At 65.1% G+C, this 22,046-nt stretch carries 19 protein-coding genes; 5 read left to right on the forward strand and 14 right to left on the reverse strand.

Annotated elements, in window-relative coordinates; translation table 11 throughout:
* Positions 1-20: 20 nt before the first annotated feature.
* The 5 genes from xylA to xylF form a co-directional block, all read right to left on the reverse strand.
* The gene (gene xylA, locus AC4PTB_RS00070; protein WP_492191109.1) at positions 21-1,322 is read right to left on the reverse strand and encodes a xylose isomerase; all 1,302 of its coding nucleotides are present in this window, start codon (positions 1,320-1,322) and stop codon (positions 21-23) included.
* Positions 1,319-2,755 carry a xylulokinase gene (xylB, locus tag AC4PTB_RS00075; RefSeq protein ID WP_492191110.1) on the reverse strand — a complete coding sequence of 479 codons (1,437 nt, stop codon included), beginning with the start codon at positions 2,753-2,755 and terminating at the stop codon, positions 1,319-1,321. Before xylB ends, xylA begins: the two co-directional genes overlap by 4 nt.
* Positions 2,755-3,516 (reverse strand): ATP-binding cassette domain-containing protein, encoded by a 762-nt coding sequence (locus AC4PTB_RS00080; protein WP_492191111.1) that lies wholly within the window; start codon positions 3,514-3,516, stop codon positions 2,755-2,757. Before AC4PTB_RS00080 ends, xylB begins: the two co-directional genes overlap by 1 nt.
* The gene (locus AC4PTB_RS00085; protein ID WP_492191112.1) at positions 3,513-4,802 is read right to left on the reverse strand and encodes a sugar ABC transporter permease; all 1,290 of its coding nucleotides are present in this window, start codon (positions 4,800-4,802) and stop codon (positions 3,513-3,515) included. Before AC4PTB_RS00085 ends, AC4PTB_RS00080 begins: the two co-directional genes overlap by 4 nt.
* A gap of 79 nt (positions 4,803-4,881) precedes the next feature.
* Entirely contained in the window at positions 4,882-5,901 is a 1,020-nt protein-coding gene (gene xylF, locus AC4PTB_RS00090; RefSeq protein ID WP_492191113.1) for a D-xylose ABC transporter substrate-binding protein, read from the reverse strand.
* 218 nt (positions 5,902-6,119) lie between these two features.
* Here xylF and AC4PTB_RS00095 point away from each other — a divergent pair, with 218 nt between their 5' ends.
* Complete coding sequence (locus AC4PTB_RS00095; protein WP_492191114.1) at positions 6,120-7,388, forward strand: ROK family protein; 1,269 nt, start codon at positions 6,120-6,122, stop codon at positions 7,386-7,388.
* A 148-nt stretch (positions 7,389-7,536) separates the two neighbouring features.
* Positions 7,537-8,346, forward strand: coding sequence for a YihY/virulence factor BrkB family protein (locus tag AC4PTB_RS00100; protein ID WP_492191115.1), 810 nt, complete (start codon positions 7,537-7,539; stop codon positions 8,344-8,346).
* Here AC4PTB_RS00100 and AC4PTB_RS00105 read toward each other — a convergent pair.
* Complete coding sequence (locus AC4PTB_RS00105; RefSeq protein ID WP_492191116.1) at positions 8,340-9,560, reverse strand: acyl-CoA dehydrogenase; 1,221 nt, start codon at positions 9,558-9,560, stop codon at positions 8,340-8,342. The genes AC4PTB_RS00100 and AC4PTB_RS00105 overlap by 7 nt on opposite strands.
* A gap of 78 nt (positions 9,561-9,638) precedes the next feature.
* Here AC4PTB_RS00105 and AC4PTB_RS00110 point away from each other — a divergent pair, with 78 nt between their 5' ends.
* Positions 9,639-10,529, forward strand: coding sequence for a LysR family transcriptional regulator (locus AC4PTB_RS00110; protein ID WP_492191117.1), 891 nt, complete (start codon positions 9,639-9,641; stop codon positions 10,527-10,529).
* Here AC4PTB_RS00110 and AC4PTB_RS00115 read toward each other — a convergent pair.
* The 5 genes from AC4PTB_RS00115 to AC4PTB_RS00135 form a co-directional block, all read right to left on the reverse strand.
* On the reverse strand, positions 10,523-14,023 hold the full coding sequence (locus AC4PTB_RS00115; protein WP_492191118.1) for a translocation/assembly module TamB domain-containing protein: 3,501 nt from the start codon (positions 14,021-14,023) through the stop codon (positions 10,523-10,525). The genes AC4PTB_RS00110 and AC4PTB_RS00115 overlap by 7 nt on opposite strands.
* Positions 14,023-15,819, reverse strand: coding sequence for an autotransporter assembly complex protein TamA (locus AC4PTB_RS00120; protein WP_492191119.1), 1,797 nt, complete (start codon positions 15,817-15,819; stop codon positions 14,023-14,025). The genes AC4PTB_RS00115 and AC4PTB_RS00120 overlap by 1 nt, the downstream gene beginning before the upstream one ends.
* A gap of 107 nt (positions 15,820-15,926) precedes the next feature.
* Complete coding sequence (locus AC4PTB_RS00125) at positions 15,927-16,457, reverse strand: isopentenyl-diphosphate Delta-isomerase (protein WP_492191120.1); 531 nt, start codon at positions 16,455-16,457, stop codon at positions 15,927-15,929.
* 115 nt (positions 16,458-16,572) lie between these two features.
* Positions 16,573-17,067 carry a protein-export chaperone SecB gene (gene secB, locus AC4PTB_RS00130; RefSeq protein WP_492191121.1) on the reverse strand — a complete coding sequence of 165 codons (495 nt, stop codon included), beginning with the start codon at positions 17,065-17,067 and terminating at the stop codon, positions 16,573-16,575.
* Between the two features lie 49 nt (positions 17,068-17,116).
* Positions 17,117-17,596, reverse strand: a complete 480-nt coding sequence (locus tag AC4PTB_RS00135) for an FxsA family protein (RefSeq protein WP_492191122.1) — start codon at positions 17,594-17,596, stop codon at positions 17,117-17,119.
* A 110-nt stretch (positions 17,597-17,706) separates the two neighbouring features.
* On the opposite strand from AC4PTB_RS00135, the gene AC4PTB_RS00140 reads away from it, so the two are divergent.
* Positions 17,707-18,366, forward strand: a complete 660-nt coding sequence (locus tag AC4PTB_RS00140) for a Tim44/TimA family putative adaptor protein (protein WP_492191123.1) — start codon at positions 17,707-17,709, stop codon at positions 18,364-18,366.
* A gap of 5 nt (positions 18,367-18,371) precedes the next feature.
* Positions 18,372-18,971: a Smr/MutS family protein gene (locus AC4PTB_RS00145; protein WP_492191124.1), complete on the forward strand. Its 600-nt coding sequence runs from the start codon at positions 18,372-18,374 to the stop codon at positions 18,969-18,971.
* Here AC4PTB_RS00145 and AC4PTB_RS00150 read toward each other — a convergent pair.
* The 3 genes from AC4PTB_RS00150 to hslV are packed head-to-tail and all read right to left on the reverse strand — an operon-like array spanning position 18,968 to position 21,966.
* On the reverse strand, positions 18,968-20,071 hold the full coding sequence (locus AC4PTB_RS00150) for an alpha/beta hydrolase (protein WP_492191125.1): 1,104 nt from the start codon (positions 20,069-20,071) through the stop codon (positions 18,968-18,970). The two genes, AC4PTB_RS00145 and AC4PTB_RS00150, sit on opposite strands and share 4 nt — an antisense overlap.
* Positions 20,072-20,110: 39 nt before the next feature.
* Positions 20,111-21,412, reverse strand: coding sequence for an ATP-dependent protease ATPase subunit HslU (gene hslU / locus AC4PTB_RS00155; RefSeq protein ID WP_492191126.1), 1,302 nt, complete (start codon positions 21,410-21,412; stop codon positions 20,111-20,113).
* Positions 21,409-21,966 (reverse strand): ATP-dependent protease subunit HslV, encoded by a 558-nt coding sequence (gene hslV, locus AC4PTB_RS00160; protein WP_492191127.1) that lies wholly within the window; start codon positions 21,964-21,966, stop codon positions 21,409-21,411. The genes hslU and hslV overlap by 4 nt, the downstream gene beginning before the upstream one ends.
* Positions 21,967-22,046 lie beyond the last annotated feature (80 nt).

Genomic DNA, 22,046 nt, shown 5'->3' on the forward strand with positions numbered 1-22,046 from the left:
TTGAGCGGCCCTTTCATGGGTCAGACGAACCGGTTCCAGAGATTTTCCAGCCGCTCTTGCCGCCCGGATTTCGGCTGCGGATTGATGCCCTTGGCCCGCACCAGCGCCTCGATCGAGGCCAGATCCGAGCCGAGCATCGCCTTTGCCTCGGCCGTATCCCAGCCCGCATAACGCGCCTTGCGCTGCGCTTCGAGACTGCCATCCTCCAAAAGCGCAGCGGCGGCTTTCAGCGCCCGGGCACAGACATCCATCGCGCCGACATGGCCAAGGATCAGGTCTTCCGGGTCGATCGACTGACGGCGGATCTTCGCGTCGAAATTGGTGCCGCCGGTGGTGAAGCCGCCCGCTTTCAGCACTTCGTAATAGGCCCGCGCCATCTCGGGAACCGAATCCGGGAACTGGTCGGTGTCCCAGCCCGATTGATAATCGTTCCGGTTCATGTCGATCGAGCCAAGGATGCCAAGCGAAGCCGCCAGCGCCAGCTCATGCTCGAAACTATGCCCGGCGAGGATCGCGTGACCCTGTTCGATGTTCACCTTGACCTCGTTCTCAAGGCCGAAGCGTTTCAGGAAGCCGTAAACCGTCGCCACATCGTAATCATATTGATGCTTCGACGGCTCCTGCGGTTTCGGCTCGATCAGGATCGTGCCCTTGAAGCCGATCTTGTGCTTGTACTCGACCACCATCTGCAGGAAGCGCCCGGCCTGTTCCGCCTCGCGGGTCAGGTCGGTGTTCAGAAGCGTCTCATAGCCCTCGCGACCGCCCCAGAGCACATAGTTCGCCCCGCCGAGCCGGTGCGTGGCATCCATGCAGGTCTTCACCGTCGCCGCCGACCAGGCGAACACCTCCGGGTCGGGGTTCGTCGCCGCGCCCGACATGAAACGGCGGTGGCTGAACAGGTTCGCCGTGCCCCACAGAAGTTTGGTGTTCGAGCCCGCCATCTTCTCGCCGATGTAATCGACGATCACTTCCAGGTTGCGGGTGTTTTCCGCGAAATCCCTGCCCTCGGGGCGGATATCGGCATCGTGGAAGCAGAAGAACGGCGCGCCGAGAATGTCGAACATCTCAAACGCCACATCGGCTTTCAGTTTCGCCAGCTCGAGCGTGTCGCCAAACCACGGCCGCTCGAAGGTCTGACCACCGAAGGGGTCGCCGCCCGGCCAGGCGAAGCTGTGCCACCAGGCGATGGCAAAGCGCAGATGCTCGGCCATCGTCTTGCCCATCACCACTTCCGTGGGGTTGTAGTGCCGGAAGGCGAATTCGTTGGTCGAAGTCGGGCCTTCGTAGCGGATTTGCGGAATACCCTTGAAGAAGTCGGTCATGTCAGTCCCCGGATTGCGGCCTGCGCCGCGCGGTAGCGGGCATGGCCTTCGTCGAATGCCGATGACAGCGCCGAAACCGGCTCTATCACGGCGGAAATCACCGGTTGCGCGGCCAGTTCGGCGCCCGCCCCGGTTGCGGCCATCACGGCCAGTCGCGCGGCGCCAAAGGCCCCGCCGAAATCCCCAGCCACCGGCAAGGACACCGGCGTGCCCAGCGCTGTGGCAATCGCCTGACACCAATAGGTCGATTTCGAGCCGCCACCGACGGCCAGCAGGCTGTCGATCTTCGTGCCGGTCGCGGCAAGCGCGTCACGGCAATCGCGGATGGCAAAGGTCACGCCTTCCAGCACCGCCCGCGTCGCCGCCGCGCGGTCGGTCGCGTGCTCCAGCCCGATGAAGGCGCCGCGGATCGCAGCATCGTTCAGGGGCGTGCGCTCGCCGCCCAGATAAGGCAGGAATCGGGTCTTTCCGGGCGCCTGAAGCGCACCAAGACCCGCGGTCAGATCCTTGGGCGCGGCCCCGGCAAGGCGCGAAAACCAATTGAGCGCATCGGTGGCGGCCAGGATCACCCCCATCTGATGCCAGGTGCCGGGCAGCGCATGGCAAAAGGTGTGCACGGCCGTCGCGGCATCGGGCTGATAGCCGTCATTGGCGGCAAACAGCACCCCCGAAGTGCCCAACGACACAAAAGCCTGCCCGGCCCTCACCACGCCGACCCCGATCCCCGAGGCGGCATTGTCGCCCCCGCCCCCGGCCACGACGACCCCCGCAGGCATCCCGAAGCGTTCGGCCAATTCGGCTCTAACCTTGCCCGAAACCTCGGAGCCTTCAACCAGACGCGGCATCTGCTCGCGCCGCATGCCCGAGGCTTGCAGCAGTTCCTCGGACCAGTCGCGGCGGCCGACATCAAGCCAGGCCGTCCCCGCCGCATCGGACATTTCCGCCACATGCTCGCCGGTCAGCCAGAGCCGCAGATAGTCTTTCGGCAACAGCACCTTTGCCACCCGGGCGAAGATCTCGGGTTCATGCCGGGCCACCCAAGCCAGTTTCGGCGCGGTGAAGCCCGGAAAGACGATATTGCCCGAAAGCCGCCGAAAGATCGGGTTGGCATCCAGTTCGGCAGCCTCGACATGGGACCGGGTGTCGTTCCACAGGATGCAGGGCCGCAGCACGTCATCCGACGCATCCAGCAGCGTCGCCCCATGCATCTGCCCCGACAGCCCGATGCCGCGCAGCTCACCAAGGCCGAAGCCCGCCAGTTGCGCCAGCACCTTTTCCGCCGCGCCGATCCAGTCGGCGGGCGCCTGTTCCGACCAACCCTCCTGCGGGCGGGAAACGGTCAAAGGCGCCGTCGCCTCGGCCAGGACTTTCTGATCCGCGTCGATCAGGATGCCCTTGAGCCCGGAGGTGCCCAGATCCAGTCCCAGATACATCAGACTGTGCCCCCCTCGGGCTTCTTGCCAAGGATGATCATGCCGAGGATGTCTTCGTCGGTAACTTCTTTCACGTTCACCGTGCCGACCAGCTGGCCGTTCTTCATCACCGAAGCGCGGTCGCACAGCCGCATGACGTTGTGAATGTCATGCTCGATGAGAAAAATGCCCAGCCCCTGCGCCTTCAGCTCCTCGATCAGCTCCGCCACCATCTGGGTTTCATGCGGGCCCAGCGCGGCGGTGGGCTCGTCCATGATCAGGATTTTCGCGTTGAAATAGACCGCCCGGGCGATGGCGACCGACTGCCGCTGCCCGCCCGAGAGCGCCTTCACCGGCTCCTTGAACTTGCGGAAATTCGGATTGAGCCGCCCCATGATCTTGCGGGTCTCGGCCTCCATCTGCGCATCATCGACAAAGCCGAAGGGCGTCACCAGCTCGCGCCCCAGAAACAGGTTCGAGGCCGCATCAAGGTTGTCCGCCAGCGCCAGCGTCTGATAGATCGTCTCGATGTTATAGGCGCGGGCGTCGCGCGGATTGCGGATCTCGGCCTTTTCGCCGTTGATGTAGATGGCGCCAGAGTCCATCTGATAGGCGCCCGAGAGGCATTTGATCAGGGTCGATTTCCCCGCGCCATTGTGGCCCAGAAGACCGACGACCTCGCCCGGATACAGGTCGATGGTCACATGATCCACCGCCTTGATGCCGCCAAAGGCGATCGAGATGTCGCGCATCTCGACGAGAGGGGTTCCGCGGGTGCTCATACCTTTTCCCCCGTGCGCTTGCGGTATTGAATGTCGATCCAGACGGCCAGAACCAACACGCCGCCGACGACGATGTTCTGGAACGGCGCATCGACGCCGACCATCGCCATGCCCGATTGCAGCGATTGCATGATCACCGCGCCCAGAACCGCGCCATAGATCGTGCCGATGCCCCCGGCCAAGGCGGTGCCGCCGATGACGGCTGCCGCGATCACGCGCAGCTCATCGAGCGAGCCGATGTCGTTGGTATGGTTCGCCAGACGCGCCTGCGCCACCATCGCGGAAATCGCGCAGAGGACGCCCATCAGGGTGAAGATCTTTACCGTCAGCATCCGGGTGTTGATGCCGGACAGTTCCGCCGCATCGGGGTTACCGCCCGCGGCGAAGATGTAGCGGCCAAAGCGCGTCTTGCGGGCGATCAGCGTCATCACCACGACGATCACGACCAGAATCAGCACCGAGATCGGCAGGCCGAAGTAATCGACATAGCCTTCGGGCATCACCTCGCCGCGCGAGTCGAATTCGCGTTTCAGACGGCCGACCGGGATCGCATAGCTGTTCAGGATCGCAACGAAACCAAGGATCGCCGCGACGGCAGTGGCCATCAGCGCGCCTTCGGCCCAGAGCGGTTTCACCGGGAATTCATGCCGGATCTTCGCCTGACGCGCCCGCCAAAGACCCAAAACAGCCAGAACAGAGAAGAAAACCGCCAAAGCCCAGGACAGGGCAGAGCCCACCGTGCCCTCGACGCCGCCAAACAGCATGAAGGTCTGATCCAGCGGCCCGACCGTCTGCCCGTCGGTCAGATACCAGCCGACGTTGCGCCAAATGAGCAGCCCGCCCAGCGTCACGATGAAGGCCGGGATGCGCTGATATCCCACCAGCCAGCCGTTCAGCGCGCCGATCGCGGCGCCGGTCAGAAGACCCGCAATCACCGTCAGCGGCATCACCAGCGGATGGCCGATGCCGAAGAATTGCGGCAGCAGCTGCACCTGCATCACCCCCATCACCGAGGAGCAGATCGCCAGCACCGCACCGACCGAAAGGTCGATATGCCGGGTGACGATCACAAAGACCATCCCGGTGGCCATGATCGCCACGGAAACGGTCTGGATCGACAGGTTGAAGATGTTGCGGGGCGTCAGGAAGCGCCCGTCGGTGATCACGTTGAAGACCAGGCAGATCACGACGAAAGCGCCGATCATGCCCAGAAGCCGTGTATCCAACTCGAGCGACTGCAAAAGCGAGCGCTTTTGACCGCCGTCCTGCGGGGCCGGTTTGTTCATGGGGTATCCGATCGAAAAAGGGCGCCGCGGCGCTCTTTGGAAGGGGGGCGGCCTGCGAGCCGCCCCGGTTCAGGTCAGGTCAATTGCACGGCGCCGGACCGGCGGTCACGCCCTGGCACAGCGTCTCTTTCGGGATCCAGCCCGCATCGACGACGGTCGCCAGATTGTCCTTGGTGATCGGCAGCGGCGTCAGGAACTTGGCGGTCATCTTGGTCCCCGCGGGTGAGGTCCATTCGGTGGCCCCCGCGACCGACTTCATGTCGGCGCCGCCAGCCAGAGCCACGGCGATTTCCGCGGCATTCTTGCCCAGTTCGCGCGCATCTTTCCACACGGAAACGGTCTGCGTGCCCAGCGCGACCCGGTTCAGCGCGGCATGATCGCCATCCTGACCCGAGACCGGCACAACCAGCCCCTGCGCGGACAGCGCGGCCACGGCGCCCCCGGCGGTGCCGTCGTTCGAGGCCACCACCGCATCGACCTTGTTGTCATTCGCGGTCAGGATCTGTTCCATGTTGCGCTGCGCATTCGCGGGCAGCCAGCCGTCGGTATAGGCTTCACCGACGATCTTGATATCGCCCTTGTCGATCGCAGCCTGCAGCACCTCTTGTTGCCCGCCACGCAGGAAATCGGCGTTCGGATCGGTGGGCGAGCCCTTGATCATCACGTAATTGCCCTTGGGCGCCGCGGCCAGAACCGCCCGCGCCTGCATCCGGCCCACTTCGGCATTGTCGAAGGTCAGGTAAAAGGCCCGCGGATCCTCGATCAGACGGTCATAGGCGATGACCGGAATGCCCTCATCGGCGGCGGCCTGCACGGCGGGGCCGATCGCCTCGGTGTCCTGCGCCAGCACGATCAGCGCATTCACCCCCTGCGCCATCAGCGATTCGATGTCCGAGAGCTGCTTGGCCGAGGACGATTGCGCATCGGCCGAGACATATTTCGCACCGGCTGCTTCCAGCGCCGCCTTGATCGCGGCCTCGTCGGTCTTCCAGCGCTCCTCCTGGAAGTTCGACCAGGACACGCCCACGGTCATGTCGGCAAAGGCCGTGGTGGCAAGGCCGGCCGTCAGCGCGACGGCGGCGAAAAGGGTTTTATACATGTTCTCCTCCCGAGATGTGGCCCGACGGACCGCCCGACAGATTCGCCGGGATGCCCAAAGGATGAGTTGAATAATTTTAGTTGTCAAAATAAAAATGGGGCGCAAAAATGAGGTTGACCAATGGAGCGGCGGGAAATAGCTGCATTGCGGCAAGAATGATCGCTGCAGCGCGTTGATGTGCCGTCTTTTTGTTAATCCATTGAATGAAAGATGCCGCGATGAAGAAGATCTCCCAGATCGGCAAGGCCTCTCTCGGCTGCGGTCCGCTGATTCAGCCGCTCTCGGAAACCGCCCGGCCGCTGCGCCAGCAGATCTTCGAACGGGTCCGGGCGGCCGGGCAGATGGCGCGGGTGCAGCTGGCCAAGGAACTCTGCATCAGCCCGGCCTCGGTCACCACGATCACCTCGGAGCTGATCGAGACCGGGTTGCTGGAAGAGGTGCAGACCCTGCGCGAGGGCGAAGGCGGCCGCGGTCGCCCGGCTGTCGCGCTGCGGGTCCGCCCGAACACCCGGCATGTGGTCGGCATCAAGCTTTCCGACCGCGAACATACCGCGGTTCTGGTCGATTTCGCCGGCAACATGATCGCGGGCGAGGCGATCCCGCGCAGCCCCGGGGCGATGGGGCTTGACGGCATCCTTGAGGCGGCCGAGCGGCTGCTGCACCGCGTCTGTGCCAAGGGCGGGGTCGACCGCGAGGCGATCCTGGCGCTGGGTCTGGGCGTTCCGGGCTTCGTCGATTCCGAAGCGGGGGTGGTGCATTGGTCGCCCGTGCTCTCCGACCGTCACGTCGGGCTGCAGGCGGCGCTGCGCGAACGGCTGGGCCTGACCGTTTTCATCGACAACGACGCCAATCTGGTGACGCTGGCGGAACTCTGGTTCGGCGCCGGTCGCAAGCTTTCGGATTTCGCCGTGGTGACGATCGAACACGGTCTGGGCATGGGCTTTGTCATCAACCACCGGATCTATCGCGGTTCGCGCGGCATGGGGATGGAGCTGGGCCATACCAAGGTGCAACTGGACGGAGCGCTGTGTCGCTGCGGCCAGCGCGGCTGTCTGGAGGCCTATGTGGCCGATTATGCGCTGGTGCGCGAGGCCCGCACGGCGCTGAACCTGCCGCTTGGCGATACCCAGCCGGTCGGGGTGATGCTGGAAAGCCTGTTCGATCATGCGAAAGCGGGCAATGCCGCCGCGCGCTCGATCTTTCGGCGGGCGGGACGGTATCTGGCGGTGGGGCTGTCGAACATCGTCAATCTGTTCGATCCGGCGCTGATCATCCTTTCGGGCGAGCGGATGCGCTATGACTACCTTTACGCCAGCGAGACCCTGGCCGAGATGCGGGAGCTGATGCTGGACACCGGCCGCGACGGGCCGCGAATCGAGACCCATGCCTGGGGGGATCTGCTTTGGGCGCATGGGGCGGCGGCCCTGGCGCTGCATGAGCTGACCGAGCAACTTTTGGGCTCCAGCCGGGAAATGGCGGCGCAATGAAACGGGTTCCGCTCTGACGGATCGCCTTTCCTGCCGGTGCAGAGCCGCTTTGTGCCGGACCAAAGATTTCCGGGCCCCACCCAAGGCCCGCCACAGGAACGTTGTGCCCCGGCGGGCAATCGGCGATGCTGGCATCAGCGAGGGCGGCATGCGTTTTGTTTTTCGACTGCGGGATCGGTTGTCCCAGACCAACATCTTCCTGATCTCGGCCGGGGTGGCATTCTATGCCATGCTGGCGGTGTTTCCGGGCCTGACCGCGACGATCTCGATCTGGAGCACGTTCGCCGATCCGGTCGTCATTCGCACCTATCTGGAGGTGGCACAGAATTTCATCCCGTCCGAGGCCTATGCGATCCTTGATGCGCAGCTCAGCACGCTGCTGGCGGGTCCGCGCGGGGTGGTCGGCTGGGGGACGCTGATCTCGGTCGCCTTGGCGCTGTTTTCGGCGCGGGCCGGGGTGGATGCACTGGTGCAGGGTCTGAACGTGATCCACGGATCAGAGCCGCGCAACACCATTTTCGGCTTCCTCTTCGGCTATCTGATGACGGTGGCGCTGGTCGGCGTGATGCTGATGGCGATGGCGATGATCGTCGCCCTGCCGATCCTGGCGAATTTTCTGCCCTTTCATGCGGTGACGAATGTGCTGCTCTCGGGCCTGCCCTGGATCGCCATGGTGGCGCTGATGCTGACGGTGCTGGGCGTGCTTTACCGCTTTGCCCCCTATCGACCGCGCCGCCGCGATCCGATCTTCTCGCTGGGCGCGGTGGTGGCAACGCTGGTCTGGGGTGGGGCCTCGCTCGGCCTCACCACCTATCTGGCGAATTTCGGCACCTACAACAAGGTCTATGGCTCGCTAGGCGCGGTCATCGCGCTGCTGATGTGGCTCTATCTTGGCGCCTTTTCGGTTTTGTTCGGTGCTGCGCTGAACGCCGAACTGGCCAACCGGCAGGCTCAGTAGAACGCCTGCAACCCGGTCACCGCCCGGCCAAGGATCAGCGCATGCACATCATGCGTGCCCTCATAGGTGTTCACCGTTTCAAGGTTCACCATGTGCCGGATCACCTGGAACGATTCCGAAATCCCGTTGCCGCCATGCATGTCGCGGGCATTCCGCGCCACCTCCAGCGCCTTGCCACAGTTGTTGCGCTTGATCAGCGAGATCATCTCGGGCGCGGCATTGGCATCATCCATCAACCGCCCGACCTGCAGGGCCGCCTGCAGACCCAGCGTGATATCGGTCAGCATATTGGCCAGTTTCAGCTGATAAAGCTGCGTCTGCGCCAGCGGCTTGTCGAACTGCTTGCGATCCAGCCCGTATTGCCGCGCCGCATGGAAACAGAACTCGGCCGCGCCCATCACGCCCCAAGCAATGCCGTAGCGCGCCCGGTTCAGACAGCCAAACGGCCCTTTCAGCCCCTCGACACCCGGCAAAAGCGCGTCTTCGCCGACCTCGACCCCCTCCATCACGATCTCGCCGGTGATCGAGGCCCGCAGCGAAAGCTTGCCCGCGATCTTCGGCGCCGAGAGCCCTTTCAGACCCTTTTCCAGCACAAAACCCTTGATCTTGCCGCCATGCGCCTCGGATTTCGCCCAGACCACGAAGACATCCGCGATCGGCGCGTTCGAGATCCACATCTTCGATCCGGTCAGCACATAGCCGTTCGCCGTCTTCTTCGCGACGGTCTTCAGGCTGGCGGGGTCAGACCCCGCATCGGATTCGGTCAGGCCAAAACAGCCGATCCATTCGCCACTGGCGAGCTTCGGCAGATATTTCCGCCGCTGCGCCTCGGTGCCGTAGGCATAGATCGGATACATGACAAGGCTCGACTGCACCGACATCATCGAGCGATAGCCGCTGTCGACCCGTTCGATTTCCCGCGCCACCAGACCATAGGCCACATAAGAGGCCCCGAGCCCGCCATATTCCTCGGGGATGGTCACGCCCAAAAGCCCCATCCGCCCCATTTCGCGGAAAATCGCCGGATCGGTTTCTTCCTCGGCAAAGGCGCGGATCACGCGGGGGGCAAGCATTTCCTGCGCATAGGCCCGGGCGGATTCGCGCAGCATCCGTTCCTCTTCGCTCAGCTGGCCGTTCAGGCGCAGCGGGTCATCCCAGTCGAACCGGGCAAGATCGGGGGCATCCTTGGGTTTCAGGGCCATCTGGTCCTCCATGCGTTCGATGCTTTATGCGCGAGGGAAATACGCTAATCTACCGCTATTCCGGTTTATGTCGATGCATGGAGCACATACATGACCCTGCCCAGACGCTATATTCCCTCGGTCTCGCTGCTCGCCGCCTTCGAGGCGGTCTGTCGGCTGGGCTCGACCGCCGCCGCGGCGCGGGAATTGTCGCTGACGCAGGGCGCGGTCAGCCGGCTGGTGCAGAACCTTGAAGGACAATTGGGCGTGCAGCTGTTCCGGCGCGAGGGGCGGCGGCTGATGCCGACCGAGGCGGCGCAGGCCTATGCCCGCGATGTGCGCAAGGCGCTTGAACTCATCGCGCGGGCCTCGCTTGGCCTGCGCGCCAATCCGGGCGGCGGCGTCCTGAACCTGGCGATCCTGCCCACGTTCGGCACGCGCTGGCTGGCGCCGCGGCTGGCCGGTTTTCTGGCGGAAAACCCGGGGGTGACGCTGAACCTGGGCACGCGGCTGCGCCCCTTCGATTTCGCCACCGAGACCTTTGACGCCGCGATTCATTTCGGCGTCCGGCATTGGCCCGATGCGGACCACATGCTGCTTTTCGAAGAACGGATCATTGCCGCCTGCTCGGCGGATTTCGCGCGCGCCCATCCGATGCAAAGCCCTGCGGATCTGCTCGATCAGTCTCTGTTGCAGCTGGAATCGCGGCCGAATGCCTGGACGGCCTGGTTCGCGCATCACGGGCTGCAGGCTCCCGCAACGCGCGGGATCATGTTCGACCAGTTCGCCCCGATGATGCAGGCCGCCGCGCATGGGGTCGGCATCGCGCTTCTGCCCGAGTTTCTGGCGCTGCCGGAAATCGCCGAGGGACGGCTGATCCGCACCCCGGGCGAGGGCGTCTCGGGCGTTGGCGCCTATTATCTGGTCTGGCCGGAGGGCGTCACCCCCTCGCCCGCGCTGGTGGCGTTCCGCGACTGGATCGGCCGCACTGCGGCTCAGTAATCCTTCTCGAAAAACACACCAAGCGAGCTGTCCCCCGCCGAGCCGACCGAGGCCTTGGCGGTGATCTGCTTCGTGATGTCAAGGTTCAGCGTCACCTTGGCCTGACCGGTACTGCCCACCGACACGTCGGAATAGACGTTCTTTGCCAGATACTTGCCCGCTTTCAATTTGGCATTGCCGCTGTCATCGGTGCCGACATCGAGATCATCGAGGCCAAAGCCCTGCCGCAGCTTCGAGACGATGCCATCGCCGCCCTTGCCCGCCAGCGTCGCCACCGCCGAGGCCAGCTGTGCCGCCTGCAGCGGCGAAAGCGTCGTCAGCCCCTTGTTGAACAGAAGCCGGGCCAGAACCTCTTCCTCGGGCAGATAGGGTGCGGAAGAGATGGTCAGCTTGGGCTCTGTCGCCGCGCCCTCCAGCGCCAGGGTGATGTCGAGATCTTCCTGCGACGTGGTCGCCTTGAACATCACCCAGGGCACCAGCGCCCCTTGCAGCGCCACCTGCCCCTCGGTCAGATCGAAGCGCTTGCCAAGCACGTCCAGCCGGCCCCGGATCAGGCTGAACTGACCGACGGGAACGATCTGCGCCGTCGTGCCGGTGACGCGCAGCTGACCGCCCAGTTCCGCATCCAGCCCGCGCCCCCGCACGAAAATCTGCTGCGGCGCCGAGACCGTCACATCCAGCGCAATCGCCCTGCCGCCACCCTTCGCCGCCTTGGCGGTTTCAATCAGCCCCGCGCGCAGCCGCGTCTGATGCACGGCGCCGGGTTCGTTCCGATGCGTGATCGCGGGGATCGCCCCCGCCCCGCCCAGCCCGCCCGCGGGAATCCGCAGCTCGGTCTCGTCCAGGGTCAGGGCACCGCCGATCCGCAGCGCGCCGGTCAGACCGCCATTGATCGCCAGCTTGCCGCTGACGCGGGTGTCGTAAAGCTCGGGGTCGCGCAGCCGGGCGCGGTCCAGTTCCAAAGACAGCTTCGCCGGGAAAGGACTGGTCAGACCGACAGGCCCGGACAGCGAAAGCCCGCCGCCCCCCGCGAAACTACCCTGACCCGAGAGCTGCGCCGTGCCTTTGGCCAGCTTCACTTGCAGATCGACATCGTTCAGCGCCTGCCCAAGGGTCGGGGCGGCCACGCGCAGGTTGGAGCCCATGATCTGCCCCGACAGCGCCGAAAGCCCCGGCGCCCCCTTCAGGGCCAGATCGAAAGTCAGCGGCCCCTGCACCGATTGCGGTTCGATGAAACTGTTCGCCAGCGCCGTCTCGGCCCGGCCCGAAATCGCCAGATCGACGCTGGAGGCATCGGCGGCCATCGTCCCCTTGACCGTCGCCTGCGTGCCGCCCGGCCCGGTGCCGCGCAGATCCAGCCCGTAGCGGGCACCCTGATCGGTCAGACTGCCCGAAATCGCCAGCGGCCCGGGAAAGCCGGGCGCCAGCAGCGCGAGGTTCGAAAGTCTGGTGGACAGATCGAAGACCTTCGGCTGATCCTTGCGCGGCTTCGCCGAAGCCGAGAGCTGCGGCGTCGAGAGGTTCAGACCGGCCAGATGAAACGTGCCGTTGTTTTGCCGGAGGCTCAGCGTGAACTGGCTCTGTCCCGCCAGAAGCCGGTTCAGATCGGCCTGCGGCAGGGCCATGTTCTTGCCCGTGCCATTGACCGAGAGCACCCGCGCATTGAGCGGCCCGGTCAGCGTAGCGTCGACGGCCACCGCGCCGCCGTAACCGGCGCCAAGACGCCCGAGATTTTGCGCCTGCAGCCGGGCCGAGAGCGTGCTTTCGCTGCTGCTGATCCTCCCCGAGCCCCGCAGCGACGCCCCCCCGGCATCGGCGGCAAGCTGGCGCAGGGTCAGGCCCTTGTCGTCCCGCGCCGCCGAGAGGAGGATCTGCGCCCGTCCCGCCAAAAACGCATCCGCCTGCGCCTGATCCAGATGCAGATCGGTCGCGTCAAGCTCGGCTTCGGCATCGAAAGCGCCGCTGGAAAGCACATAGCGCCCCTCAAGATCTGCCGAAACAGTGCCGGAAAGCGCTCGGCCCGCCAGCGCGGAGAGGCTTGCCAGCTTGCGGTGATCGGCCTCGAAGTGACCCGAAATCGCCAGATCCTCGCCCAGCGCAAAGCGACCGCGGGTGGTGAAATCGCGGGTGCCCAGCGTCAGGCCGGGCACCGTCAGCGGGTGGCCCTTTTGCCAGTAGAATTGCAGCTTGCCCGAGGCAAAGGGGCCCAGAGCCTCGGCCAGCGCCTTGTCTGAGGGGGCCAGCCCGGTCGCGATCAGGTTCAACGCCCCGCCCACCGTCTGCGGCCCGATCCGGCCCGACCCGGACAGGCTGAGCCGGTCCAGAACATCGGCGCCGCGCGCAAGCCCGGTCAGATCGGAGACAAGGCTCCAGCCCTCGCCCGTCGCGCGGTCGTAACGCAGCTTCACCTGACCGCCGCGCAGGCTGACGGGCGCCCCCGAAAGCGGCAACAACACGGGTTCCCCGCTGTCCAGCCCCAGCTTTGCCGTCAGATCGAAGCGGTCCGGCAGGCCGTCGGGGCGCAGATCAAGCCCGCCCGACAGGCTGACCGCCTGCCCGCGCAGATCCAGCTGGCGCAGCCGCAGCATCCCGGTGGCGCTGCGCTCGCCCAGCAGATCAAGCCGCGTCTGCGGCCCGAAGAAGCTGCGATAGGCCTCGGGCAGCAGCGCGGCGACATCGCCGCCAAGGCTGGCCGCGACCGTCCGGGCGTCGTTCTTGCCGCTCAGCGCCACCGTGCCGGTGATCCGCGACACGCCCGCGGTGCCCAGAAGCAGATCGGCCTTGAAATCGTCCAGACTGCCAAGCCCGCTCATCGACAGCGTCAGCGACGGCCGCCCCGGCAGGCCGATCAGCCCCGAGGCGATACCGTCCTGCGCCTCGGTCAGCAGCATGTCGAGAAGCAGCGCCCGGCTGTCTTCGACATAGCTGGCCTTGAGCGCGAAGCGCCCCTTCGGCCCGTCGGTGCGGGTCGCGATCAGGTCGGTCTCGCCGTCGCCACCCGAAAGTCGCAGCGATCCCTCCAGCTGAAACGCCGCCTCCTGCCCCAGAACGGGGGCGCCCAGAACAACCTTTTCGGCCTTTACAGAGCCGATTTCGACCGCGACCGGCAGCTTCGGCAGGGAAAACGGTTTCGCCTCGGGCGGGGTTTCCTGCGGCGGCGCAACCGGCAGGCGCGGCAGGTCGATCTCGGCGGCCGAGAGCTCCCGGACCGAGAGCCTGCCCAGAAGCAGCGCCGCCCGATCCCATGTCACGGCACCATCGCGCAGCGTCAGCCAGACGCCCTGATCATCGGCGATTGTCAACGTGTCGAAACTGGCGCGCGAGGACAGCGCCCCCCGGAACCCCTCCAGGCGGATTTCGCGGCCGGTGCCGGAGAGATTGTCCTCGATCAACCCGGTCAGATAGGAGCGGTCCCGCGCGGTCTGGGCCGGGTCGGCGTCCTGCGCCAGGGCGGGAAGCGGCAGCAGAAGAAGAAAGATGACCAGCCACCGCATCAGAATGCCTGCCCTATGCCAAGATAGAGTTGCGGGCCATCGCCCGTTGCGCCATCGACCGGCGCGGCCACGTCAAGCCGGATCGGGCCGATTGGCGTTTTGTAGCGCAGCCCAAGGCCCGCGCCGGAGTGCCAGTCGCCATCGTGGCCGAAGAAATCCGACGCGCTGACATAGCCCGCATCATAAAAGGCGACGACGCCGATCTTTTCGGTGACGCCCGCGCGCAATTCGGTCGAGAGCCCGACGAAGCGGGTGCCGCCGGTGTGCAGCGTGCCGCCCTGCAGTTCCCTGACCCCCAGAGCCTGATAGGGTTGACCGCGCACGGTGCCGCCGCCGCCGGAATAGAACAGGTAATCCCGTGGCGTTTCGGCCAGATCAGAGCCGAAAACGCCGCCGATCTGCGCCCGTCCGGCCAGCACGAAGCGGTCATTGGCGCCAAAGCCGCGATAGGCGCGGAAATCGCCCTGCAGCCGTGCCCCGGAGCCGGTGGTGCCAAGGCCATAGAAGGGCATCAGATCCAGCTTCGCATAGCTGCCGCGCGTCGCATCGGCGGGCATGTTGCGGTTTTCCCAGATCGCCGACATCGGAAAGGTGATCTGCCGATAGATCAGCTCGCCGGCGTCATCCTCGATCTTCGCCCATTCATAGCCGATCCCGGCCTCGGCCGAGAGTTTCGCGCTGAAGATATGGCTGAGCCCGAAGCTGACCCCGTAACCGCTCAGCGTGTAATCATCCTCATGGGCGCGAGCGATTTCGGTTTTCAGCCAGGCGGCAGTGTCGGGCGAAAAGGTTGCGGGCCGGTCCAGCCGGGCGCCGAACTTGTAATCCGTGCCGCCGCTGCCGACGCCGATGCCGGAAACCTCGGCATCCAGCCGCAGCTTTTCGCCGCCGCCCATCAGGTTGCGGTGCAGCCAGTAGCCCGAGAGCTTGCCGCCATCCGAGGTCGAGATCTCGGCACCAAAGCCAAGGCGGCGCGGTTTCGCCTCGACCACGGTCAGCTCGCCGTCCAGAAGTCGCCCCGCGCGCAGGCTGTCCGCCTCGGTCAGCGTCACCGCGCTGAAAATGCCGGTGCGGCGCAGCCGGTTGCGGACCTCCTCGAGCGCTTTGGGCGAGAACACCTCGCCGGAGGGAAACCCGGCGATCTTTGCAAGGCGGTCACTGCGCAGCCGCTCGTTGCCGGTCATCTGCAGCGTGCCGAACCAGGTCTGCGGGCCGGGATCGAGCGCGATCTCGGCGGCCAATTCCTGCTTGCGGTGATCGGCGGTGATCGTCTGCCGCGCCACCGCGGCCTTGGCATGGCCCGCGTCGCGCCAGGCCGAGACCCCATTTCCGGCCGCCTCGACGATGGTCGAGGACCGCGCCACCTCGCGCACGCGAAAACCTGGCGGCACCCGCGTCGCCGGAGCCAGCGGACCGATCGCGGCGCCGGAAAACCGGAACACCGGGCCGGGATCGACCCGGATCTCGACCTTGCCGATGCGGTCGGGCGCGTCCATCGGCGCGACCGCCGCCGCCTCGCGCCCGTCGATCAGGATCGAGACCGTACCGCCATAGCGGCCCTCGTCGTAAAGCGCCCCGATCAACCGCGCGTAATCGGCCCGCGCCGCGCCGAACAGATCCTGGGCGTCAGCTTCCTTGTTGCCTGCCGCCTCGCGCGACAGCGACACCTGGGTCAGCGCCTTCGAGAGCCCCGCATCCGGCGTCGAGAGCTGCAGCCGGAATTCCGTTTCGGCCGACGCCATGCCGGCGCAGGCGGCAACAACAACGATCACGCTTGCGGAAAGACGCGCAGACACCACCACCCCCCGGTCAGTACGCGGTAAATCATGCAGCTTTGCACGCAGATTGCCAGAGCCAGCTTTGCCGGGTGGTGGGTTTTTGCCGTTTTCCGCCGTTTCGCCCGTCAGCCGCGCAAAATTGACCCGAAAATCCGGTCAAGATGGCTCGACAGATAGATGTTCAGCCATTTCGAGAACCGCTCGGGGTGGCGACCGGCCTCGGCTGCCAGATCGTAAAGGCCGATCCAGCGCACCTCGGCCACTTCGCGCGGATCGGGGGCGATCCGCATATGCGGCTTGGCATAGGCCAGATAAATGTCGACAACCTCATGTTCGATCATGCCGCCGCCGACATCGGCGCGATATTCCAGACGGTCGGCATGGGCGGGATAGAGCCCGGTGATCCCCAGCTCTTCACGCAGCCGCCGCACCGCGCATTCCTCGGGACGTTCGGTCCAGCCCGGATGGGTGCAGCAGGTGTTCGCCCAAAGCCCCGGAGAATGATATTTCTCCTCGGAGCGGCGCTGGATCAGCACGTTTTCCCCATCCATGACGAAAACAGACACCGCCTTGTGGCGGAGCCCTTTCAAATGCACCTCCAACTTGTCCACCGGAGTCAGTCTGTCACCAACCCAGGCGGGTATAAGCTCACTCATGTGACCGACCCGAAAACAAAAGCCATCGCATTTTGAATGCGATGGCCTGCGGTGTCAGCGGGTCACCTTGTCCCTGAGGCAGGTTGCCGCGTTGGCATTTTCAACCTTGCGTTGATCAGTTCACCAGCGCTTCGCTTGCCTTTTGCGCCTCGGCACGGCGGGCAAGCTCGGCCCGGTAGAGCGCGACGAAATCGACCGGATCAAGGTTGAACGGCGGGAAGCCGCCATCGCGCGTCACATCCGAGACAATGCGCCGCACATAGGGGAAAAGCTGGCGCGGGCATTCGATCAGCAGGAAGGGATGCATCTGATCGTCGGGCACGCCCTCGATGTGGAAGATGCCGCCGTAATCGAGTTCGAGCAGGTAAAGCACCGAATTCGTCGCCTTGTTGGTCGAGGTGATCTTGAACTTGGTGATCACCTCGTACTGATGCTCGGCCGGGCGCTTGCGGGCGTCGAGGCTGACCTGCACCTGCATCTCCGGCTGCACCTCCGGGCTTTGCAGCCCTTTCAGCGCCACCGCATTCTCAAACGACATGTCCCGCACGAATTGCGCGAGGATGCTCATTCTCATCTGCGGCTGGGCCGCCTCGTTCGGGACTTCGGTCATGGGTCACTCCAGGATATCTGCGATCTTCTAGCATCGCAGGACCGCTGTCTCAATGCCGTGTCCAGCCCGAATTCCCCTTGATCGACGGGTTTTTCGGATCGATTTCCTGAAAGTCGCCCTCGATCACCTGCCCCGGATCGGCGCTTGGCCGGGGCGGTTGCGCCATCGTGGCAAAGCCCTGCACCACCACCCGTTTCGACAGCCGCGCGATCAGCAGCCTGCGCAGCGGCGGTACCAGCAGCAGCAGACCAAGCGTATCGGTCAGAAACCCGGGCAGAATCAGCAAACCCCCGGCCACGAGGATCAGCGCCTCCTCGGCCAGCGGCACGGCCGGATTGCCGATGCCCGCCATCGCCTGCCGCAGCCCGGCCTGCGCCCGGTCGCCTTGCGCGCGCAGCACCGCAATGCCCAGCGCCGCCGTGCCCAGAACCAGCCCCAGGGTCGGCCAAAGCCCCAGCCGCCCGCCGATCTCGACGAAAAGACCGATCTCGATCAGCGGCCAGGCGATCAGCAGGATCAAAAACCACATTGTTATCTCCAAAGGTGGGACAAGGGCATCGGTGGACTTGAACGAAGCGCTCCCTTACATAAGTGGGAGAAGCACACGTTCCAATCGTCAACATCGCCGCGGAAAAGCCCATGAGCCCAGCACTGTTCCAGTTGATCGTTCTTGCCGCTATCGCGATCTTCCTGATCTTGAAGCTCAAGAGCGTTCTGGGTACCCGCGACGGCTACGAAGACGAGCCGATGCCCGTCGAACGCCCGGGCCCGCGCGGTCCCGACCGTTTCGAGGTGATCGAGGGGGGGCCCGATCACGATATCATCGACCATGTGCCCGAAGGCTCGGATGCCGCCGTGGCGCTGGCGCAGATGAAGCGGGTTGAGCCGGCCTTCAATGTCGGCGCCTTCCTGCAGGGCTCCAAGATGGCCTATGAGATGATCCTGATGGCCTTTGAACGCGGCGACCTCTCCGAGGTGCGGCGGTTTCTGGCGCCCGAGGTGCTCGATGCCTTCGAAACGGCGGTGGCGGACCGGCAGCGGCAGGGCCTGACGGTCGAGGCCAGTTTCCTCGGCCTGCGCGAGCTGGTGCTGACCGAGGTCAGTTTCGATGAACGCTCGCGCGAGGCGGAGGTGACGGTCCGGTTCGGCGGTGAGCTGATCTCGGTGGCGCGGGATGCGACCGGGCAGATTGTCGAGGGCGATCCGAAAACCCCGCGCAAGCAGCGCGACAGCTGGACCTTTGCGCGCGTCATGGGCAGTTCCGATCCGAACTGGCAGCTTGTCGCCACGGGCGGCTGAGCCCGATGCGACGGCGGCGGCTGCTTTCGGCGGAAGATCGCGATCTTTGGGAAAAAGTGGCCGCCACGACGCAGGCGATGCATCGTCACGCGCCGATTTCGGCTGGGACAGAGCCTGATCGGCCGCAACCGCCGCATCAGCCGCCGAAGAAGCCCCGCTTCGAGATGAAGGATTTCCGCGTCGGTCAGCAGGCGCCGGGCGTGTCCTGGCGGCTGGATCTGGCGCCCTCGATCGCAGAGCAGCTGCACCGCCAGCCGATCGTGATGGACCGCAAGACCCACCGCGAGATGAGCCGCGGCAAGCTCGAGCCCGAGGCGCGGATCGACCTGCATGGCATGACCCTGTCGCAGGCACATCCCGAACTGAGCCACTTTCTGCTGTCGGCGCAGGACCGCGGCTGCCGTCTGGTGCTGGTGATCACCGGCAAGGGCAAGCGGGGCCTGGATGACGGGCCGATCCCGCAGCGGCAGGGCGTGCTGCGCCATCAGGTGCCGCAATGGCTGCGCCTGCCGCCGCTCGGCGCGGTGGTGATGCAGGTGACCGAAGCGCATCTGAAACACGGCGGTTCCGGCGCCTATTACGTCTATCTGCGGCGGATGCGTTAATTATCCCCGTCCAGCGCGGCGATCGGCGACAGCACGATCTGGGTCGCATTCTGCACCGACAGCACCACCCCCGAGGCAAGATCGCGTTTGCCGGTCTGATCGCTCTCGAGGATCTTCACCACCTGTCCGGTCTGCCCCAGAAGCCGGATCAGCGCCGGGTTGTTCGCCACGTTGAAATGGCCATCTGCCGTCGAGAACGCCGCGGTGTCGATCATCGTCACCTTGAGATCGGACACCCGGCTCAGATCCTGCAGCGTGCCAAGCCGGTCCTGTTCCCCGGCGATCGTCGAGGACAGCCGCAGAGCCTTGTCCTTTTTCGAGGTGAAGATGACGAAGGGCTGCGGCAGCTGCCGGATCGTGCGGGCCTGTTCGCGGAACATGTCGACATCGATATCGGGGGAAATCAGGATCACCCCCTCAAGATCGGCCAGAGTCGCCCTTTCGCCCGCCAGCGCCATGTCGCGCAGGGTTTCCATGGTGACCGAGGACCCCATCGAATGCCCGACCAGCAGGATACGCTTGGCCCCGGCGCGGTCCAGTTCGCGCAGGGTCTCGCGCAGACCATCGCGGGCGAAAACGGCGGAATCGCGGTCATAGGCATAGCCAAGCAACTGCCCGCGCGAGGGCCAGGCGTAATAGACCAGCGTCTTCGGCAGGTCGAAATCCTCGCCCATCTGCGACAGCCGATACAGCCCCTCGGCGAAGTTGTTGTTGAACCCGTGCACGAAAACGACCGCTTCGCCGCCGCTGGACTTCAGGCTGCGGCGCAAATCGGCCTGAAAATCCTCGGCGCCGGAAAACTTCTGCGAATGCGCCAGAACGAAGTCTTTCTGCGGATCGACCTTGCGCCCCCGCAGCGGATAGCTGAGCTGCCCCGCACTGCGATGGGGCGGGACAGAAACATCAAACCGCGCCCGCTGCAATGTCTCGCTGCGGGTGTAGCCGAATTCCTCCCCGGTTTCAGGGTCAAGCCCCCGGGTGGAGCCGACAAAGACCGGCCGGATATGGGCACTCGGCTCGCGCGTATAGGCGATCTCTCCGCGCGGCGAGCAGCTGACCAGAGCTACGAAGGCGACAAGGATGAAAAGGCGCATCTGCATGCCGCGGAGGATAGCATAAGCCTTAAGGATCGCCAGAGGTCAAAGCACGTATCGGCTCAGATCTGCCGATTGCGCCAGACTGCCCAGATGGCGTTCGACAAAGCCCGCATCCACCGTGACCTGATCGCCGGAACGGTCGGGGGCGGTGAAGGAAAGTTCCTCGAACACCCGCTCCATCACCGTATAAAGCCGCCGCGCGCCGATATTCTCGACCGAGCGGTTCACCTCGGCGGCGATCCGGGCAAGCGCCGCGATGCCCTCGGGGGTGAAGCTCACGGTGACCTCCTCGGTCGCCATCAGCGCAGTGTATTGGCGCGTCAGCGCATTGTCGGTCTCGGTCAGGATGCGGACGAAATCCTCTTCGGTCAGCGGCCGCAATTCGACCCGGATCGGCAGACGCCCCTGCAGTTCCGGTAACAGATCCGAGGGTTTGGCGATATGAAACGCCCCCGAGGCGATGAAGAGGATGTGATCGGTCTTCACCGGGCCGTATTTCGTCGAAACGGTGGTGCCTTCGATCAAGGGCAGCAGATCGCGCTGCACGCCCTCGCGGCTGACATCGGCACCGCGGGTTTCGGCGCGGGCGGCGACCTTGTCGATCTCGTCCAGAAACACGATGCCCGACTGGCTGACCGCCTCAAGCGCCGCGGTCTTCACCGCCTCGTCATCCAGAAGCTTGTCGGCTTCCTCGGAAATCAGCACCTCGTAGCTCTCCGCCACGCTCATCTTGCGCCGGGTCTTGCGGGCGCCGCCAAAGGCCTTGAACAGATCCTGCAGCCCCTGCATCTGCAGCTCCATGCCGGGATTGCCCATCATCATCTGCGGCGCCGAGGCGGTCTCGGCCACCTCGATCTCGATCTGCTTGTCGTCCAGCTCGCCATCGCGCAGCTTGCGGCGGAACATCTCGCGGGTCTGTTCGCGGGCATCGGTCCCGGCCAGAACCTCGATCACCCGATCCTCGGCGGCCTTGTGGGCGCGGGCCTTGACCTCCTCGCGCATGCGTTCGCGGGTTTCGACCATCGCAACGTCCACAAGATCGCGGATGATCTGTTCCACGTCACGGCCGACATAGCCGACTTCGGTGAATTTCGTCGCCTCAACCTTCAGGAACGGCGCCTTTGCCAGCTTCGCCAGACGGCGGCTGATCTCGGTCTTGCCGACGCCGGTCGGCCCGATCATCAGGATGTTCTTCGGGTAAACCTCTTCGCGCATCTCGGGCGACAGCCGTTGCCGCCGCCAGCGATTGCGCAGGGCCACGGCGACGGCGCGTTTCGCCTCGGCCTGGCCGATGATGAAGCGGTCGAGTTCCGACACGATCTCGCGGGGGGTCAGGCTCGTCATTTCGAAATGCTCTCCACGGTCAGATTGCCGTTGGTGTAAACGCAGATATCGGCGGCAATCGCCATCGCCTTGCGGGCGATCGTTTCGGCGTCATGCTCGCTGTCCATCAGCGCCCGCGCGGCGGCCAACGCATAATTCCCGCCCGAGCCGATCGCCGTCACGTCATGTTCGGGTTCCAGCACGTCGCCCGCGCCGGTGATGACATAAAGATCGGCGCCATCGGTGACGATCAGCATCGCTTCCAGATTGCGCAGATATTTGTCGGTCCGCCAATCCTTGGCAAGTTCGACACAGGCCCGGGCCAATTGCCCGGGCGCGGCTTCCAGCTTTTTCTCCAGCCGTTCCAGCAGGGTAAAGGCATCCGCCGTCGATCCGGCAAAGCCCGCCACCACCTCGCGCCCGCCCGGGGACAGCCGTCGCACCTTGCGGGCGGTGCCCTTGATCACGGTCTGACCCAGGCTCACTTGCCCGTCGCCCGCCACCACCACGCGGCCGCCCTTGCGCACGCCGATGATCGTCGTGCCATGCCAGCCGGGAAATTTCTCGTCGGTCATCTTGCCCTCCGTTTGCGCAGATATGTGCGGGGGGCGCGCGGCTTGCAAGATGACGGATTGCGCGCATGCAAAAGGGCGCC

The sequence above is a fragment of the Rhodobacter sp. 4.3.4 genome, from assembly GCF_058724655.1.

Coding starts and splice junctions, on each gene's coding strand:
- AC4PTB_RS00115 (WP_492191118.1), bottom strand. CDS start 14,023: ATGCGGTGGCTGGTCATCTTTCTTCTTCTGCTGCCGCTTCCCGCCCTG.
- AC4PTB_RS00080 (WP_492191111.1), bottom strand. CDS start 3,516: ATGAGCACCCGCGGAACCCCTCTCGTCGAGATGCGCGACATCTCGATC.
- AC4PTB_RS00100 (WP_492191115.1), top strand. CDS start 7,537: ATGCGTTTTGTTTTTCGACTGCGGGATCGGTTGTCCCAGACCAACATC.
- AC4PTB_RS00085 (WP_492191112.1), bottom strand. CDS start 4,802: ATGAACAAACCGGCCCCGCAGGACGGCGGTCAAAAGCGCTCGCTTTTG.
- hslU (WP_492191126.1), bottom strand. CDS start 21,412: ATGACGAGCCTGACCCCCCGCGAGATCGTGTCGGAACTCGACCGCTTC.
- AC4PTB_RS00125 (WP_492191120.1), bottom strand. CDS start 16,457: ATGAGTGAGCTTATACCCGCCTGGGTTGGTGACAGACTGACTCCGGTG.
- AC4PTB_RS00095 (WP_492191114.1), top strand. CDS start 6,120: ATGAAGAAGATCTCCCAGATCGGCAAGGCCTCTCTCGGCTGCGGTCCG.
- AC4PTB_RS00140 (WP_492191123.1), top strand. CDS start 17,707: ATGAGCCCAGCACTGTTCCAGTTGATCGTTCTTGCCGCTATCGCGATC.
- AC4PTB_RS00135 (WP_492191122.1), bottom strand. CDS start 17,596: ATGTGGTTTTTGATCCTGCTGATCGCCTGGCCGCTGATCGAGATCGGT.
- secB (WP_492191121.1), bottom strand. CDS start 17,067: ATGACCGAAGTCCCGAACGAGGCGGCCCAGCCGCAGATGAGAATGAGC.
- xylA (WP_492191109.1), bottom strand. CDS start 1,322: ATGACCGACTTCTTCAAGGGTATTCCGCAAATCCGCTACGAAGGCCCG.
- xylF (WP_492191113.1), bottom strand. CDS start 5,901: ATGTATAAAACCCTTTTCGCCGCCGTCGCGCTGACGGCCGGCCTTGCC.
- AC4PTB_RS00110 (WP_492191117.1), top strand. CDS start 9,639: ATGACCCTGCCCAGACGCTATATTCCCTCGGTCTCGCTGCTCGCCGCC.
- AC4PTB_RS00105 (WP_492191116.1), bottom strand. CDS start 9,560: ATGGAGGACCAGATGGCCCTGAAACCCAAGGATGCCCCCGATCTTGCC.
- AC4PTB_RS00145 (WP_492191124.1), top strand. CDS start 18,372: ATGCGACGGCGGCGGCTGCTTTCGGCGGAAGATCGCGATCTTTGGGAA.
- hslV (WP_492191127.1), bottom strand. CDS start 21,966: ATGACCGACGAGAAATTTCCCGGCTGGCATGGCACGACGATCATCGGC.
- AC4PTB_RS00150 (WP_492191125.1), bottom strand. CDS start 20,071: ATGCAGATGCGCCTTTTCATCCTTGTCGCCTTCGTAGCTCTGGTCAGC.
- xylB (WP_492191110.1), bottom strand. CDS start 2,755: ATGTATCTGGGACTGGATCTGGGCACCTCCGGGCTCAAGGGCATCCTG.